This window comes from Marinobacter sp. R17, from assembly GCF_003789045.1.
GTDB lineage: Bacteria > Pseudomonadota > Gammaproteobacteria > Pseudomonadales > Oleiphilaceae > Marinobacter_A > Marinobacter_A mangrovi.
Genome location: NZ_RHGZ01000017.1, coordinates 65537 through 80060 on the forward strand (window position 1 = coordinate 65537; position 14524 = coordinate 80060).

Annotated in this window: 15 protein-coding genes; 11 read left to right on the forward strand and 4 right to left on the reverse strand. The window is 62.9% G+C overall.

Going from position 1 to position 14524, the window contains the following annotated elements; genetic code table 11:
- The first annotated feature begins 9 nt into the window (after positions 1 to 9).
- The 8 genes from EB809_RS13145 (at position 10) to EB809_RS13180 (ending at position 7600) form a co-directional block, all read left to right on the forward strand.
- On the forward strand, positions 10 to 885 hold the full coding sequence (locus EB809_RS13145; RefSeq protein ID WP_123635282.1) for an AraC family transcriptional regulator: 876 nt from the start codon (positions 10 to 12) through the stop codon (positions 883 to 885).
- Between the two features lie 92 nt (positions 886 to 977).
- The gene (locus EB809_RS13150; RefSeq protein ID WP_123635283.1) at positions 978 to 1403 is read left to right on the forward strand and encodes an SRPBCC family protein; all 426 of its coding nucleotides are present in this window, start codon (positions 978 to 980) and stop codon (positions 1401 to 1403) included.
- A 198-nt stretch (positions 1404 to 1601) separates the two neighbouring features.
- Entirely contained in the window at positions 1602 to 2519 is a 918-nt protein-coding gene (gene pcaQ, locus EB809_RS13155; protein WP_123635284.1) for a pca operon transcription factor PcaQ, read from the forward strand.
- A 116-nt stretch (positions 2520 to 2635) separates the two neighbouring features.
- Entirely contained in the window at positions 2636 to 3823 is a 1188-nt protein-coding gene (gene pcaD, locus EB809_RS13160) for a 3-oxoadipate enol-lactonase (RefSeq protein WP_123635285.1), read from the forward strand.
- A complete protein-coding gene (pcaH, locus tag EB809_RS13165; RefSeq protein ID WP_123635286.1) occupies positions 3820 to 4518 on the forward strand; it encodes a protocatechuate 3,4-dioxygenase subunit beta in 699 nt (232 codons plus the stop codon). The genes pcaD and pcaH overlap by 4 nt, the downstream gene beginning before the upstream one ends.
- 4 nt (positions 4519 to 4522) lie before the next feature.
- Positions 4523 to 5122, forward strand: a complete 600-nt coding sequence (gene pcaG, locus EB809_RS13170; RefSeq protein ID WP_123635287.1) for a protocatechuate 3,4-dioxygenase subunit alpha — start codon at positions 4523 to 4525, stop codon at positions 5120 to 5122.
- 116 nt (positions 5123 to 5238) lie between these two features.
- A complete protein-coding gene (locus tag EB809_RS13175) occupies positions 5239 to 6579 on the forward strand; it encodes a lyase family protein (RefSeq protein ID WP_123635288.1) in 1341 nt (446 codons plus the stop codon).
- Positions 6580 to 6655: 76 nt separating this feature from the next.
- The gene (locus tag EB809_RS13180) at positions 6656 to 7600 is read left to right on the forward strand and encodes an AEC family transporter (protein WP_123635289.1); all 945 of its coding nucleotides are present in this window, start codon (positions 6656 to 6658) and stop codon (positions 7598 to 7600) included.
- A gap of 21 nt (positions 7601 to 7621) precedes the next feature.
- On the opposite strand, the gene EB809_RS13185 is transcribed toward EB809_RS13180, so the two are convergent.
- Both EB809_RS13185 and EB809_RS13190 read right to left on the reverse strand, forming a co-directional pair.
- Entirely contained in the window at positions 7622 to 8290 is a 669-nt protein-coding gene (locus EB809_RS13185) for a class I SAM-dependent methyltransferase (protein WP_190294898.1), read from the reverse strand.
- A 383-nt stretch (positions 8291 to 8673) separates the two neighbouring features.
- Entirely contained in the window at positions 8674 to 9267 is a 594-nt protein-coding gene (locus tag EB809_RS13190; RefSeq protein ID WP_123635290.1) for a histidine phosphatase family protein, read from the reverse strand.
- A gap of 118 nt (positions 9268 to 9385) precedes the next feature.
- On the opposite strand from EB809_RS13190, the gene EB809_RS13195 reads away from it, so the two are divergent.
- Both EB809_RS13195 and EB809_RS13200 read left to right on the forward strand, forming a co-directional pair.
- Positions 9386 to 9838 (forward strand): YaiI/YqxD family protein, encoded by a 453-nt coding sequence (locus EB809_RS13195; protein WP_123635291.1) that lies wholly within the window; start codon positions 9386 to 9388, stop codon positions 9836 to 9838.
- A gap of 141 nt (positions 9839 to 9979) precedes the next feature.
- Positions 9980 to 11788: an ABC transporter ATP-binding protein gene (locus tag EB809_RS13200; protein ID WP_123635292.1), complete on the forward strand. Its 1809-nt coding sequence runs from the start codon at positions 9980 to 9982 to the stop codon at positions 11786 to 11788.
- Positions 11789 to 11832: 44 nt separating this feature from the next.
- Here EB809_RS13200 and EB809_RS13205 read toward each other — a convergent pair whose 3' ends face one another.
- Positions 11833 to 12048 carry a dodecin gene (locus EB809_RS13205; RefSeq protein ID WP_123635293.1) on the reverse strand — a complete coding sequence of 72 codons (216 nt, stop codon included), beginning with the start codon at positions 12046 to 12048 and terminating at the stop codon, positions 11833 to 11835.
- Between the two features lie 156 nt (positions 12049 to 12204).
- On the opposite strand from EB809_RS13205, the gene EB809_RS13210 reads away from it, so the two are divergent.
- Entirely contained in the window at positions 12205 to 13341 is a 1137-nt protein-coding gene (locus tag EB809_RS13210; RefSeq protein ID WP_123635294.1) for a PQQ-dependent sugar dehydrogenase, read from the forward strand.
- On the opposite strand, the gene EB809_RS13215 is transcribed toward EB809_RS13210, so the two are convergent.
- Positions 13330 to 14478, reverse strand: a complete 1149-nt coding sequence (locus EB809_RS13215; RefSeq protein WP_123635295.1) for a glycerate kinase — start codon at positions 14476 to 14478, stop codon at positions 13330 to 13332. The genes EB809_RS13210 and EB809_RS13215 overlap by 12 nt on opposite strands.
- Positions 14479 to 14524: the final 46 nt, after the last annotated feature.

Consider the following 14524-nt stretch of genomic DNA (forward strand, 5'->3'; position numbering starts at 1 on the left):
GGACGGAGAATGACCCGCACGTCACAATGGCCGCTGCCCTCGGACAGCATCCGCTATGTGGTGCCGTCGCGAATGGTGCAGATGCTCGACACCCATCCGCTGACCCAGGACCTGTATCCACTCGCTTTCGGCCATTACCGGCAGGCGCGGGGCCATCACATGCATCGCCAGCATCACGACGATCACCTGCTGATCTACTGCACCGACGGATTGGCGCACCTGAATGTGGAAGGCGAAAGCCACCATATCCACGCGGGCGACCTACTGCTGTTGCCCAAAGGCGCCGCTCACCGCTACAGCGCGGACACCGACCAGCCCTGGTCGCTGCACTGGGTCCACTTCGCGGGATCGCTTGCGCCCGCCTTCTGTGAACACATGGGGTTTTCCCGGCAAACGCTGATCCGGCATGTGGGTCAGCAACCAAGGCTGCTGGTGGACTTCAACGGCCTGTTGTCGGTGCAGCAGACCGGCTTCCGCCCGTCCGGCCTGATCCACGCCGCCAACCGGCTGCGCCAGTTGCTGGCCGCCGTACCGCTGTGTGCCGAGCCCCTGGCCCACCGCCAGCCGCTGGACCTGGACAGCCTGCACGGCTTCATGAAGGAACACCTGGATGAGCGCCTGACCCTGGAAAACCTGGCGGAACTGTCCGGCCTGTCGCCGGCCCACTTCGCCACCCGCTACCGCTCGCTGACCGGCGTGGCGCCGATCCAGCACTTCCTGCACCTGAAAGTGGAACGGGCCTGCCAGTTGCTGGACAACTCGGACCTGTCGTTCCGGTCGATCAGCGACAGCCTGGGCTACGAGGACAGCTACTATTTCTCAAGGCTGTTCAAAAAGGTGATGGGGGTATCGCCGCGGGACTACCGGCATACCCGGCGGCATTGAGGGACAAATGATGGTCAGGAGCAGACCGCCCTCTTCAGTTGGCGGGAAAAACTGATAGTCTGGACCACCTGACAACAAGAACGGACCCAGACATGGCCAGCTATACCATTGAAATTCAGGAACAATACGATTTGCCGAAGGACAAGGTCTTTGCCCTGTTCTCCGACCACAAGCGACTGGGCGGCGTGCTCGGCGCCCCAATCAAGCGCATCAAGGACAGCAACCAGGCCGACCCGAATGGCGTCGGTTCCGTCCGCCGCATCGGTGTCGGCCCGCTGGGGCTGGAGGAAACGGTGATCGCGTTCGAGCAGGACGCGCTGATCGAATACACCGTGACCAGCATGAGCCCGATCCGCAACCACCTCGGCCGCATCCGCTTTGCCGATGTCGCTGGCAAGACCGTGGTGAACTACACCATCCGCTTCGACGACTTCATCCCCTTCAGCGGCAAGGTGATCAGCGCCGGTCTGGAACAGGCCATCCGGCGCGGCATGAAGAAGGTGCCGAAACTGGCCTGAGCCTGCCCCGATCATCGGGCGCCCCTGACTTCCGAACCGGTCAGCGTCGCCCGACACACCTCCCCTTCATCAACGCGCCTATCGCAAACACGCTTTCACGCTTGCCATACATATCACTTTTGATATGTCATGAAGAGCTTGATGTCTGTTTTCATACTGAACAGGCATATGATGTCCTGACAGACCGGAGCAACACCTGTGCTGGAAAACCGAATCAAGTACCGCCACCTCCAGTGCTTCCTGGAAGTCGCGCGCCAGGGCAGTGTCGGCGGTGCGGCGGATGTGCTCGCACTAACCCAGCCGGCCGTGTCCAAGAAGCTGAAAGAGCTGGAAGAGATGCTGGGCGTCCGTCTGATGGAACGCAGCAAGAAAAGCGTGGAGTTGACCCAGTTCGGTGAGGTGTTTCTGCGTTACGCCGGCGCCAGCGTGGCAGCACTGCGGGAAGGGACCAACAGTATCCTCCAAGCCCAGCAGGGTGGCAAAACCCAGTTGATCATCGGCGTGCTGCCGACGGTCGCCGCCAGCGTCCTGCCCCAGGCGGTCATACGCTTCCGCCAGGGCGGGCTGGATGTGACGCTGAAACTCGTGGCCGGCCCCAACACCCTGCTGCTCAGTCAGCTCCGCGTCGGCGAACTGGATCTGGTGGTGGGGCGACTGGCGGAGCCGGACCTGATGTCAGGCCTGTCGTTCCAGCATCTTTATTCCGAACGCGTGACGTTTGTGGTCCGCCCGGGTCATCCGCTGTTGAAAACAACGTCCCTCGATTTGAAGGCGATCAGCGACTACACAGTCCTCTATCCGCCCAAAGACTCCATTATTGCCGCGCCTGTGGAGCGCTTCCTGCTCGCCCACGGCATCGGCACCCTGCCCGACCGCATCGAGACCATTTCCGATGCCTTCGGCAAGGAGTACATCCGCCAGACCGATGCGGTCTGGATCATTTCCCGGGGCGTGGTGGCGCGGGAAATCGAGGCCGACGAATTTGCCGAATTACCGTTGGAAACCACGGAAACCCTGGGGCAGGTCGGCCTGACCACCCGCGCCGACACCCAGCCGACGCCAGCCCTGCAGCTGTTTATGAATGCGGTCAGGGATTGCGCCCGGCAGACCGACTGAGCCGCATCCAACTCATGCCAATTTCAATATACAAAAACGACAAAGGGTCATTTTACATAACAAAAGCGATGCACAAGAGTAGAGCCAAAGCCGCCAAAAACGATAGGCCCTGATTCATGCACATCCTTTCTGTCAATGGACAGACGCTCCATTACCAGCTGGACGGTCCGGCCCATCTGCCGCTGATCGTTTTCTCGAACTCGCTGGGTACCGACCTGCGAGTCTGGGAACCGCTGCTGCCTTACCTCCGCGACCAGTTCCGCTTCCTGCGCTACGACAAGCGGGGCCATGGGCTCTCGTCCTGCCCGCCGGCGCCTTACCACCCGGACGACCACATCAATGACCTGATCGGTCTGCTGGACGCACTGGAACTGTCACAGGTGAACCTGTGTGGCCTGTCCGTCGGCGGCCAGATTGCCCAGGGCGTGGCAGCACGCCGGCCCGACCTGGTGAAGAACCTGATCCTGTGCGACACCGCCCATCGCATCGGTACGGCCGACATGTGGAACACCCGCATCGACGCGCTTGTCGACCAGGGTCTCGAAAGCATGGCTGACGGCATCCTGGAGCGTTGGTTTGGGGCGCAATTCCATGACGAACAGCGCGACGCTATGCCCCTGTGGCGCAACATGCTCGTGCGCACGCCGGTCGAAGGCTACGGCGGTACCTGTGCTGCCATCCGCGATACCGACCTGGAAGCCGGTACCCGCGGGCTCAAACAGCCGACCCTGTGCGTGGTCGGTTCGGAAGACGGCTCAACGCCGCCTGATCTGGTCCGCAGCCTGGCAGACCTGATTCCGGACAGCCGTTTCGAAGTCATCAAGGGGGCCGGCCATCTGCCCTGCGTGGAACAACCGAAAGCGCTGGCCCATTTGATCATGGATTTCCTGAGTCAGCACACTCCCGCCTCAAGCCGCTACGAGCTGGGCATGACCGTGCGCCGTTCCGTGCTGGGCAACGCCCATGTGGACCGGGCCGAAGCCAACAAGACGTCGTTTGACGAGCCGTTCCAGCGCTTCATCACCGAAAGCGCCTGGGGCTCGGTCTGGAGCCGTCCAACCCTGAGCCGGCGCGACCGCAGCCTGATCACCATTGCCCTGATGGCCGCCCTGGGCCATGAGGACGAACTGGCCATGCACGTCCGGGCAACCCGGCAGACGGGCGCGTCCCTGGAGGAAGTACGCGAGACACTGCTGCACCTCGGCGTCTATGCCGGTGTGCCGGCCTCCAATACGGCCATCCGCATTGCCAAAGACGCCTACAAAAGCATCGGCGTCGCTATTGATGGAGAGACGGAACAATGAGCAAATTCACACCACGTGACTGGGCCAGTCATCCCAGCTATCTCAGCCCCGAGTACAAGTCCTCCCGCCTGCGCGGTGTCTCCCGCAACCTGGTGGAGATCGATCCGGAACTGGCCGAACTGACCGGGCCAGCTTTCGGTGAAGAGGTGCTTGGCCCGCTGGACAACGACCTGACCCGCAACGGCCGCGTCAACGGCGAACCGCTGGGTGAGCGCATCATTGTCACCGGTCGCGTACTGGACGAAAACGGCGATGCGGTGCCCAACACGCTGGTGGAGGTATGGCAGGCCAACGCGGCCGGCCGCTACGTGCACATTCGCGACCAACACGATGCGCCGCTGGATCCGAACTTCCTCGGTGCCGGCCGCTGCGTGACCGACGAGAACGGCAAGTACCGGTTTATCACCATCAAGCCCGGTGCCTACCCGTGGGGCAACCACCCCAACGCCTGGCGCCCGAACCACATTCACTTCTCCCTGTTCGGGCCGACCATCGCCACCCGCCTGGTCACGCAGATGTACTTCCCGGGCGACCCGCTGCTGGATCTGGATCCGATCTACCAGTCCGTGCCGGCTCAATCCCGTGAGCGCCTTGTCAGCCAGTTCTCCATCGACGTCACGGAAGAGAATTACGCCCTTGGCTACGTTTTCGACATTGTTCTGCGTGGCGTCAACGCCACGCCAGTGGAGGCCTGATCCCATGGTAATGAAGCAAACACCCTCCCAGACTGTGGGGCCCTACTTTGCCTATGGCCTGACGGCCCAGCAGTACCACTACCCACATTCCCAGTATGCCGACGGCTGCCTGGTGACCGATCAGACCCAGGGCGAGCGTATCCGCATTGTCGGCCGTGTGCTCGACGGCCATGGCGACGTGGTGGACGACGCCATGATCGAGATCTGGCAGGCCAACGCCGCCGGACGCTTCGACCACCCCAATGACGCCCGGGAAGCGCGCCCGCTGGATCCGGCCTTCAAGGGCTTTGGCCGTTTCGGCACCGGTACCACGCCAGACAACAGCTTCCGCTTCGACACCATCAAGCCCGGCACGATCCGCGACGGCGTGGCGCCGTTCATCAGCGTCATCGTGTTCGGTCGCGGGATCATGAACCACGCCTACACGCGTCTGTATTTCAGTGACGAATCCACGGCGAATGCCGCGGACCCGGTGCTGGAGAAGGTACCTGCGGACCGTCGCAACACCCTGATCGCGACCCGCAATGACACCGCCACCGGCGTCGAATACCGTTTCGATATCCGGATGCAGGGGGACAACGAAACCGTGTTCTTCGATTTCTGAGCGCCACTTGCAACACGGCAGCCCCGACGGATTTCTTCAGGGGCTGCCGGACCCGCTATCATGGGATAGCGGGCATCCGCCCTTCCCGATCACCAGCCATGGACGCCAACGCCCCTATGTTTCAGGTATCGCCTTTCGACTCCCCGCTCTACGGCCAGTTACTCTCCGATGCCAGAACCGCACAGCATCTGGGAGACGCCGCCCAAATCCGGGCCATGCTGACCGTCGAAGGCGAACTGGCGCTGGCCCAGGCGGAAACGGGACTGATCCCTCAGGACGCCGCCGACGCCATTGCCGCTGCGGCGGCGTCCCTGACACCGGATCCGGCCAGCCTGGCGAAAGGCGTCGCCTCGGCCGGGGTGCCGGTACCGGCGCTGGTCAAAGCGCTGAAAGAGGCCCTGCCCGCCGGGCACGCCCGCTGGGTCCACTATGGCGCCACCAGCCAGGACATCGTCGACACGGCGCTGATCCTTAACATTCGCGAGATTCTGATCGACCATCAGGCTCGCCTGCTTGCCGTCATCAACGGCCTGGCCGACCTGGCGGAGACGCATCGCGGCACCCTGATCGCCGGCCGAACCCGTACCCAGCAGGCCGTGCCTATGAGCTTCGGGCTGAAAGTGGCTCAATGGCTGGCGCCGCTGCTGCACCAACTGGATCGCCTGGACGAACTGCGTCCGCGCCTGCTCCGCCTGCAGCTGGGCGGCGCCGTCGGCACCCTGGCAGCCATGGGCGAACAGGCCGCAGACATCAACGAACGCCTGGCGAAACGCCTGGGCCTGGCCGCCGGACCCTGCTGGCACACGCAGCGGGATGCCCTGGCGGAACTGTCCGGCTGGCTTGGCCTGACAACCGGGAGCCTCGGCAAGATGGCCCAGGACTGGCTCTGGCTGGCCCAGTCGGAAGTGGGTGAGATTCGCTTCAGCAACGGCGGGGGCTCCTCCACCATGCCGCAGAAGTGCAATCCGGTGGACGCGGAAATCATCGTGGCCATGGCCCGCACCAGCGCGGCCGCCGTCGGCCAGATGCACCAGACCCTGTTGCAGGAACACGAACGCAGCGGCAGCGCCTGGACCCAGGAGTGGTTCCAGTTGCCACAGCAGCTCATGGCTTCAAGCGTTGCGCTTCGTCACGCTCTGGACGGACTCCGGTTTATCGAGATTCATGACCAGCGCATGCGCGCCAACCTGGACGCCTACAACGGCGTCATCTACGCCGAGGCCGCCACCTTCGAACTGGCCCGCTCGATGGGACGGGACAAGGCGTCCGATCTGGTCAAGCAATGCGCCGAGGAAGCCCTCTCGGGCAACCGCCACCTGCTGCAGCGGATCGAAGACCGCACCGGCGAGCACATCGACGTAGACCAGCTGGCCCAGCAATTAGTCGCAGGCGGCGCGACCGGTCGCTGGCTAACTGATATTCTGGAACAGGCCCGGCTCAAAACGGCCGCGGCCTGATCCGTCCACCATTCCACACGCCTGACGCCGACCTGTCATAACCGGGTTGGCGCCGCCGTGTGCGCAAGGAGTGCGCTTGCTTTCCATCCTCTCCACGACGGCACCGATTTTCATCATCATTGCGCTGGGATTCATTGCCGTACGGACCCGCTTATTCCCCGCAGAAGCCGTGGCGGGCCTGGGTCGATTCGTCATCTATTTCGCCCTGCCGGCACTGATCTTCAGTACCGTGTCGCAAATGGCCTTCAGCGAGGTCATCGACCGGCATTACCTGCTGGTTTACGGTCTGGGGTCGATGCTCGCTTTCGTTGCCGGCATTGGACTGAGCAAGGCGCTCAAGGGGGACAGCCTGAGTCAGGGCGCCATCAAGGGCATGGGCATGTCGATGTCCAACAGCGCCTTTGTCGGGCTGCCGGTGTTGCTGCTGGCCTTCGACGACCCGCCCACCAACGCCTTTGCGATGAACCTGATGATCGAAAATATGGTTGTCCTGCCGGTGGCCCTGATCGTGATGGAATTCAGTCAGGGGCGCGGCAACAGTGAATCCCTGGGCGCCATCATTCGCCCGGTGGCCGGCCGGGTCGTCCGCAACCCGCTGGTAATTGCGATCGTGGCCGGGGTTCTGGCCTCGCTGGCCAACGTTGAGGTACCCCAGGTACTGCAGGACAGTCTCGATATGCTGGGCCGCACGTCGGCGACCGTGGCCCTGTTCTTCGTGGGCGCGTCGTTGGTGGGCACGTCGCTGCGCGGGAATATCGGGAATATCGGGGAGATTGGCGGGGTGGCGCTGGGCAAACTGACGCTGCATCCGTTGATGATGGTGCTGCTGATCTGGCTGTTGCCGGACTTCGACCCGCAGCTGCAGACCGCTGCGATCCTGCTGGCGGCCATGCCCATGGCCAGCGTCTATCCCATCATCGGCAGCCTTTACGGCTATCGGCGACTCACTTCAAGCATTCTGTTGGCAGGCACCGTGCTGTCTTTCTTCAGTATCTCGATCGCCCTGGCCGTCCTGTTCTGAACGACCAGAGACCATCCGGAATCAGGCCGCCACCGGTTTACGAAACAGCGCCACGTCCTTGGCCGGCACTTCCAGCTCCCAACCCAGCGACTCGGCCAGCCAGCGCAGGGTGCTCTCCCGGTAGAACACGATGTGGGTCGGATCGCGCCGATAGTGCCAGTTGGCAAAGCGGGCGTCGTCGGTCTGGAAGCAGGTCATCACGCCCAGCCAGCCGCCCGGCTTGAGCAGGTTGTCGAGCTGCCGGAAGACGGTGTTCGGATCCTGCAGGTGCTCCACCACCTCGGTGCAGGTGATGAAGTCGTAGGTCTGCTCCAGGGTTTCCGGATTCGGCGCGTAGAAGGGATCGTAGAGCGACACCTCCATGCCTCTGGCGGCGAGCATCTTCGCCAGCGCCGGTCCCGGTCCACAGCCGAAATCCAGCCCGTGGGCCTCGTCCGGGGCCAGGGTCAGGATCGGGTCCGCCAGTTTGGTGAGGAAGCGCTGGTAGCCTTCATCCTCGGGATTGTTGTCGTGCAGATCGTAAACGCGTTTTTCCGCATCCCGGTCCAGCCAGTGCTCCGGCGCCATCAACGTGGCTTCACAGCGACCACAGCGCCAGTAAGGCACCTCGCCAACCACCTCCAGCAGACGCAGGTCCTCACTGTGGCAGACGGAACACCGGGTGGGTACCATCAATTTTTCGGGCATCATGACGCTCCCTGGGGCCGTTCTCTGAAACAGAGAAACCCGGTTGTTCGGTGAATAACAGTCGAGAAAGTGGGAGTGTCCACAGTCACGCGCTGCCCTGCAATACGCCTTGACCACGATATAACCAATCGCTATGCCCTGAGCGCGATTTCGTGAAGACAACCGGCCCGGTGACGCTGGATCGTGATGATCCGGACCAGCGCTCAGAGAAGGACCAAGGGCACCTGCGGTGCCTCAGAAGCTGAAGCATCTGCTACACGCTCGAGTGAGCCTCAGAATGTAGCCGACGCTTCAGCTTCGGAGCAGGCCGAAGGACTGCCCTGACTTCGGGGGAAACATCTGATCCCCCCATTTTAGAGCCGGTGGCAAGACCGCAGCCGAGCGAATCAGTCCGGTGCCCTGTCCGGCCCCACGCGGGCCAGGACCTGATTGTTCCCGCTCAGCGGCATCGCCAGGATCAGGCCTTCGCCCGAATCCGGGTAGACACCGGTCAGCGCGGTGATGTTGACCTGGTGAGAGACGAGGATAATGGGCTGTCCGGACGGCAGGCCGTTGACGTTGTCCACGGTCTCGGCCGTCTGCGCCTCCCGGTCGCCCTGGCCCGCGAAGAAGGAATTGAGCGACGGCATCACGGTGACGCGCCCCACGTCCATCAGCGTGGCCGTATCCCGGCAGCGACACCAGGCACTGGAAAAAACCTGGGCGCTGCGAATGCCCTGTTCGGCCAGATATCGCCCCCAGGCCCGCGCCTGCTCCTGGCCAACGTTGTTCAGATTACGCTGGGTACTGCAATCATTGACGTCGAAGTGGTCCGGATCGCCCACGCCAGGCGCCAGGGCATGACGCAGGATCAGGACAGCCCCACCCTGGCGCAAGGCGGTCCAAGCGGCAGCATCGTCGGCCAGAGCCAGTCTGGGGGTAACGGTCACAGCGATAAGAAGGAGTGGCCAGAGCCACCGAACGGTCGTGGAAAAACCCATGGTGCACCTCCCTGGGCAACAGGCCATCTGAGTGGCAATACGCCAAAGACCGGGTAGCCGTTCACCCTTTTTCGTCGAATTGGCGTATCCTTGCCCCGCTGATGAGGGAGAACTGATTATGGCCATATGGGTCGATGCCGACGCCTGCCCCACTCCGGTGAAGGAGATCCTTTGCCGCGCCGCCAATCGCTGGCAAATCAGCGTCACGTTTGTCGCCAACCAGCGCATCAATGTGCCGCCTTCACCCTATATAAAGACACGCCAGGTGCCGCAGGGTTTCGATGTGGCGGACAATGAAATCGTCGAGCTGCTGTGCGAGAACGACCTGGTGGTCACCCAGGACATCCCGCTGGCCGCAGAGGCCATTGAACGGGGTGCGCGGGCGCTCAATCCCCGTGGCCAGGTCTACACCCCCGACAACATCCGCCAGCGTCTGGCGATGCGAAACTTCATGGAAGAACTGCGCAACGCGGGTCAGATGACCGGCGGACCGTCCGGCTATTCCCAGACCGATCGCAAGGCCTTTGCCGATCAGCTCGACCGCTGGCTGCAGAAACACGTCAAGCGCTGAGCCTGGCCAAACAGATTTGATAATGATTCGCTTTCACGAGTGAGCGAATTCAGCTAGTCTGTGCGCCTTTTCTGACCCGTTCATACCCCCCGTTTTTCCGGGTGTTTATCGGACGGGTCTGCCCGATTCGGAGATTTTCTCATGTCCAGCTCCAGCACCAGCAGCTTCCAGGCGCTTGGCCGTTTGCTGCGTTACGCCCGCGGCTACCGTCGCCACATCATCGCTGCCACCACCTGCTCGATCATCAACAAGCTGTTCGACATCGCGCCGGAGATCCTGATCGGTATTGCCATCGACGTGGTGGTGAACAAGGAATCCAGTTTCGTGGCGTCGATCGGCTTCACCTCGGCCGAGTCCCAGATTCTCGTGCTGGGGCTGCTCACCTTCTTCATCTGGGCCGGTGAATCCATATTCGAATTCATGTTCCAGGTGCTCTGGCGCAACCTGTCCCAGGCGCTGCAGGCCGACCTGCGCCAGGACGCTTACGAACACGCCCAGCGCCTGGATATGCACTTCTTCGAGTCGCGCAGCTCCGGCCAGCTGGTAGCGACCATGAACGACGACGTGAACCAGCTGGAACGGTTCCTCGACGGCGGTGCTAACGCCATGATCCAGGTGGTGGTCACCATTCTCACGGTGGGCCTGGTGTTCTTCGTGATCTCGCCGCTGATCGCGCTGCTGGCCTTTACACCGATTCCGGTCATCGTCTGGGGCGCCTTCTACTTCCAGAAGAAAGCCGGACCGCTGTACGCCGACGTGCGGGAGAAAGTGGGCAACCTGTCCACCCGGCTGGCTAACAATCTCGGCGGTATTGCCACCATCAAGAGTTTTACGGCCGAAGCCCGCGAAGCGGAGCGTCTGCGCCAGGCCAGTGACGATTACGTCCAGGCCAATCGCAAGGCGATCCGCATCAGCTCCGCCTTCATTCCGCTGATCCGGATGGCGGTGCTGTTCGGCTTCCTGGCGACGTTCATGATCGGCGGCATGATGGCCCTGAACGGGGAGCTGAATGTGGGCGCCTACGGCGTACTGGTGTTCCTGACCCAGCGCCTGCTGTGGCCAATGACGGGACTGGCGGAAGTGGTCGACCAGTTCGAGCGGGCCATGGCCAGTACCCGCCGGATCCTGGACCTGATCGCGGAGCCCGTCCATGTTCGGGACAACGTTACCACGCCCCTGCCCCAGCCGGTGCGCGGGTCCGTGAGTTTCGATAGCGTCCAGTTCCGGTATGGCAACAGCGGCGCGGGCGTCAAAGGCATCAGCCTGGAGGTTCCGGCCGGTCATACCCTGGCCCTGGTGGGCGCCACGGGCTCCGGCAAGTCGACCCTGATCAAGCTGCTGCTGCGGTTTTACGACGTGCAGCACGGCGCGATCCGCATCGACGATCATCCCATCCAGGATGTCAGCCTGAACTCGGTGCGTCAGGCCATCGGCCTGGTCAGCCAGGATGTCTACCTGTTCGATGGCAGCATCCGCGACAACATCGCCTACGGGCGTCCGGACGCCACCGATGAGCAGATCATCGAGGCGGCCAAAACGGCCGAGGCCTGGGGCTTTATCGAGGCATTGCAGGACGGCCTGGACACCGCCGTGGGTGAGCGCGGCGTGCGACTGTCCGGCGGTCAACGTCAGCGTCTGTCACTGGCCCGCGCGCTGCTGAAAGATCCGCCCATCCTGGTACTGGACGAGGCCACCAGCGCGGTAGACAACGAGACGGAAGCCGCGATCCAGCGGTCGCTGCGGCGCATCGGCCACAACCGCACGGTCATCATGATCGCCCACCGCCTGTCGACCATCGTCCATGCGGACCAGATTGCCGTGATCCAGGACGGCGAGGTCACCGAGAGGGGCCCCCATGACGAGCTGATCGCCCAGGACGGCAGCTACGCCGCCCAGTGGCAGGTCCAGACCGGCTCGGCCGCCGAAGCGGCTCAGTTGACCACCCACTGAGCCGTCTCCGCGCAGCAGTGCATTCAAGGGGCTGAATTCAGCCCCTAGCTTCCCTGAATCCGAAACCCGACTTTCAGCACCACCTGATAGTGGGCCACCTTGCCGTCCGTCACATGGCCGCGGGTTTCGGTCACTTCAAACCATTCGATGTTCTTGACGCTCTTGCTGCATTCCGCCAACGCGTTCTCGATGGCGTCTTCAATGCCGGTTGTCGACGAACCGACAATCTCGACTTTCTTGTAGACATGATGATCTGACATCCATGATCTCCTTATGTCGCAAGGTTTTAAAAGCGTGTTCGATTGCAGTATGGCACACAGGGGGCGGGGGTTTTCAAAAGGCACCAACTGAACCTTTGCCGGTGGAAGCCATCCAAGGAACCATTGCGTATGCATCGTCAGCAGGAGGCAGACTCGATGATTCAGGGCCCTACTCATCATCCGTTTCGCACGTTCTTTTCACTGTTCGCCGGCCTCTTGCTGGCGAGCCTGGCGGAAGCAGACGTCTACGAATCCCGCTATCACGATTACCGCGTCGACACCGTTGTTGATGGACTCGACCACCCCTGGGGCCTGGCCTTTCTTCCCAACGGTGATGTGCTGGTAACGGAACGGGCCGGCCGTCTCCGGGTGGTGCGGGATGGCAAGTTGCTGGATGCACCGGTCAGCGGTGTACCGGACGTGGCGGTGGCCGGCCAGGGCGGCCTGCTGGACGTCATCCTGCATCCCCGGTTCAGCGAGAACCGCCTGCTCTTCCTGAGCTACGCTCACCAGACCCGCGAAGGCAAAACGACCCGGGTGGCCCGGGCCGAATACCGGGATGGTGCCCTGGAGAATGTGACCGTCATCTTCGAAGCCCTGCCCCGCTCCAACACCACCCGTCACTTTGCGGGGCGGATGGCCTTCGACCGGGAGGGTTACCTCTACGTACCGGTGGGCGACCGGGGCGATCAATCCCGGGCGCAGGACTTGTCGGACGATGCCGGCGGCGTTCACCGCATCACCATTGACGGAGCCCCGGCGCCAGGCAACCCCTTCCTGAATCAGGCCGGTGCGAGGCAGACCTTCTTCACCTACGGCAACCGCAATATCCAGGGCATGGCCCGGCACCCGGTCACGGGTGAGATCTGGAGCCACGAGCACGGTCCAAGGGGCGGTGACGAGGTGAACATCATTCGCGCGGGCACCAATTACGGCTGGCCGGCAATCACCTACGGCATCGACTACAGCGGTCTGCCGATTACCGATCGCACCCAGGCACCGGGCATGGCGCAGCCACTTCACTACTGGGATCCGTCCATCGCCCCATCGGGCCTGGCGATTTATGACGGTGAGATGTTCCCACAATGGCGGGGCGATCTGTTCGTCGGTGCCCTGAAGTTCCAGAAAGTGGTTCGACTGCGGGTCAACGAGCGGGAACAGGTGGTGGAAGAGGAGGATCTGCTGAAAGCGGTGGGCAAACGCATCCGCGAGGTCAAGCAGGCGCCCGACGGGTCCATCTGGTTGCTGACGGACGCCTCGGACGGTGAAATCCTGAGAGTCTCACGCCCCTGATGAGGGTGACAGGGCGTACAGCGCCGCCACGTTCCGGGCCACCCGACGCAGGTTATCGGCAGCCCGCTCCAGCGCCTCCGGCAGATCCATGGGCGTCGGCGTGATACCGAACACTGCCGTCAACCCACAGGCCAATGCCTCGTCGTAGTCGTCACCCACACTGCCGGCCAGGGCCACAACGGGCACGCCCGCCTGGGCGGCTTCCCGGGCCAGTCCGGCCAGGGTCTTGCCGCGGGCGGTTTGCCCATCGATCCGCCCTTCCCCGGTGATCACCAGATCCGCCTTCTTGAGCTGCTCACGCAAGCCTACTGCATCCATGACCACATCCACCCCGGGCTCCAGACGGCCACGTAGGAACGCGCACGCCGCCATGCCCATGCCACCGGCCGCACCGGCACCGGGCATGTCCGCCAACTTGCGGCTCACCACCTGTTCCAGCAGTGCTCCATAACGGGCCATGCCCTGGTCCAGCGCAATCAGCATTTCGTCGGTTGCACCTTTTTGGGGCCCGAACACATAGGTCGCGCCATTGGGGCCAGTCAGCGGGTTGTTGACGTCACAAATGACCCGGAAACGGGTCGCGGGTATCCGGGTGTCCAGTTCATGCAGATTGATCGAAGACACATCCAGCAGCCCCTGCCCACCCGGGCCGATGGCGTTCCCGGCGGCGTCCAGCGCCTTGACGCCCAGGGCCTGTGCCATTCCGAGACCGCCGTCGTTGGTGGCGCTGCCGCCCAGGGTCAGGATGATCTGCTCCACTCCGAGATCCAGCGCATCGATGATCAGCTCGCCGGTGCCCCGGGTGGTGGTTTTCATGGGATTGCGGCGGGCTTGCGGCAATCGTTGCAGGCCACTGGCTTCCGCCATTTCGATCACGGCAGTGCGGTCTTCATGAATCAGTCCGAAGCGGGCCTTCACCGGATTGCCGTCCGGCCCGGTGACTTCGGTGGTTTCGTAGCGGCCGCCGGCGGCGATCACCAGCGCCTCCATGGTGCCCTCGCCGCCATCCGCCAGCGGCAGCGTGGTGAACGTCGCCTCCGGTAGTGCCTGGGCCAGTCCGCCACGTATGGCATCGGCCACTTCCGAGGCCGACAGGCTTTCCTTGAAGGAATCCGGGGCAATCAGGATATGAGTCACAAGCGGTCCTCGCGGGTCGTGTTGATGGCGATCTACCCTTCAATTA

Bases quoted from the DNA above. Each gene is read 5' to 3' on its own strand.
- EB809_RS13145 (WP_123635282.1), top strand. From the start codon at position 10: ATGACCCGCACGTCACAATGGCCGCTGCCCTCGGACAGCATCCGCTAT.
- pcaH (WP_123635286.1), top strand. From the start codon at position 3,820: ATGAGCAAATTCACACCACGTGACTGGGCCAGTCATCCCAGCTATCTC.
- EB809_RS13175 (WP_123635288.1), top strand. From the start codon at position 5,239: ATGTTTCAGGTATCGCCTTTCGACTCCCCGCTCTACGGCCAGTTACTC.
- EB809_RS13210 (WP_123635294.1), top strand. From the start codon at position 12,205: ATGATTCAGGGCCCTACTCATCATCCGTTTCGCACGTTCTTTTCACTG.
- EB809_RS13150 (WP_123635283.1), top strand. From the start codon at position 978: ATGGCCAGCTATACCATTGAAATTCAGGAACAATACGATTTGCCGAAG.
- EB809_RS13190 (WP_123635290.1), bottom strand. From the start codon at position 9,267: ATGGGTTTTTCCACGACCGTTCGGTGGCTCTGGCCACTCCTTCTTATC.
- pcaD (WP_123635285.1), top strand. From the start codon at position 2,636: ATGCACATCCTTTCTGTCAATGGACAGACGCTCCATTACCAGCTGGAC.
- EB809_RS13185 (WP_190294898.1), bottom strand. From the start codon at position 8,290: ATGATGCCCGAAAAATTGATGGTACCCACCCGGTGTTCCGTCTGCCAC.
- pcaG (WP_123635287.1), top strand. From the start codon at position 4,523: ATGGTAATGAAGCAAACACCCTCCCAGACTGTGGGGCCCTACTTTGCC.
- EB809_RS13205 (WP_123635293.1), bottom strand. From the start codon at position 12,048: ATGTCAGATCATCATGTCTACAAGAAAGTCGAGATTGTCGGTTCGTCG.
- EB809_RS13200 (WP_123635292.1), top strand. From the start codon at position 9,980: ATGTCCAGCTCCAGCACCAGCAGCTTCCAGGCGCTTGGCCGTTTGCTG.
- EB809_RS13195 (WP_123635291.1), top strand. From the start codon at position 9,386: ATGGCCATATGGGTCGATGCCGACGCCTGCCCCACTCCGGTGAAGGAG.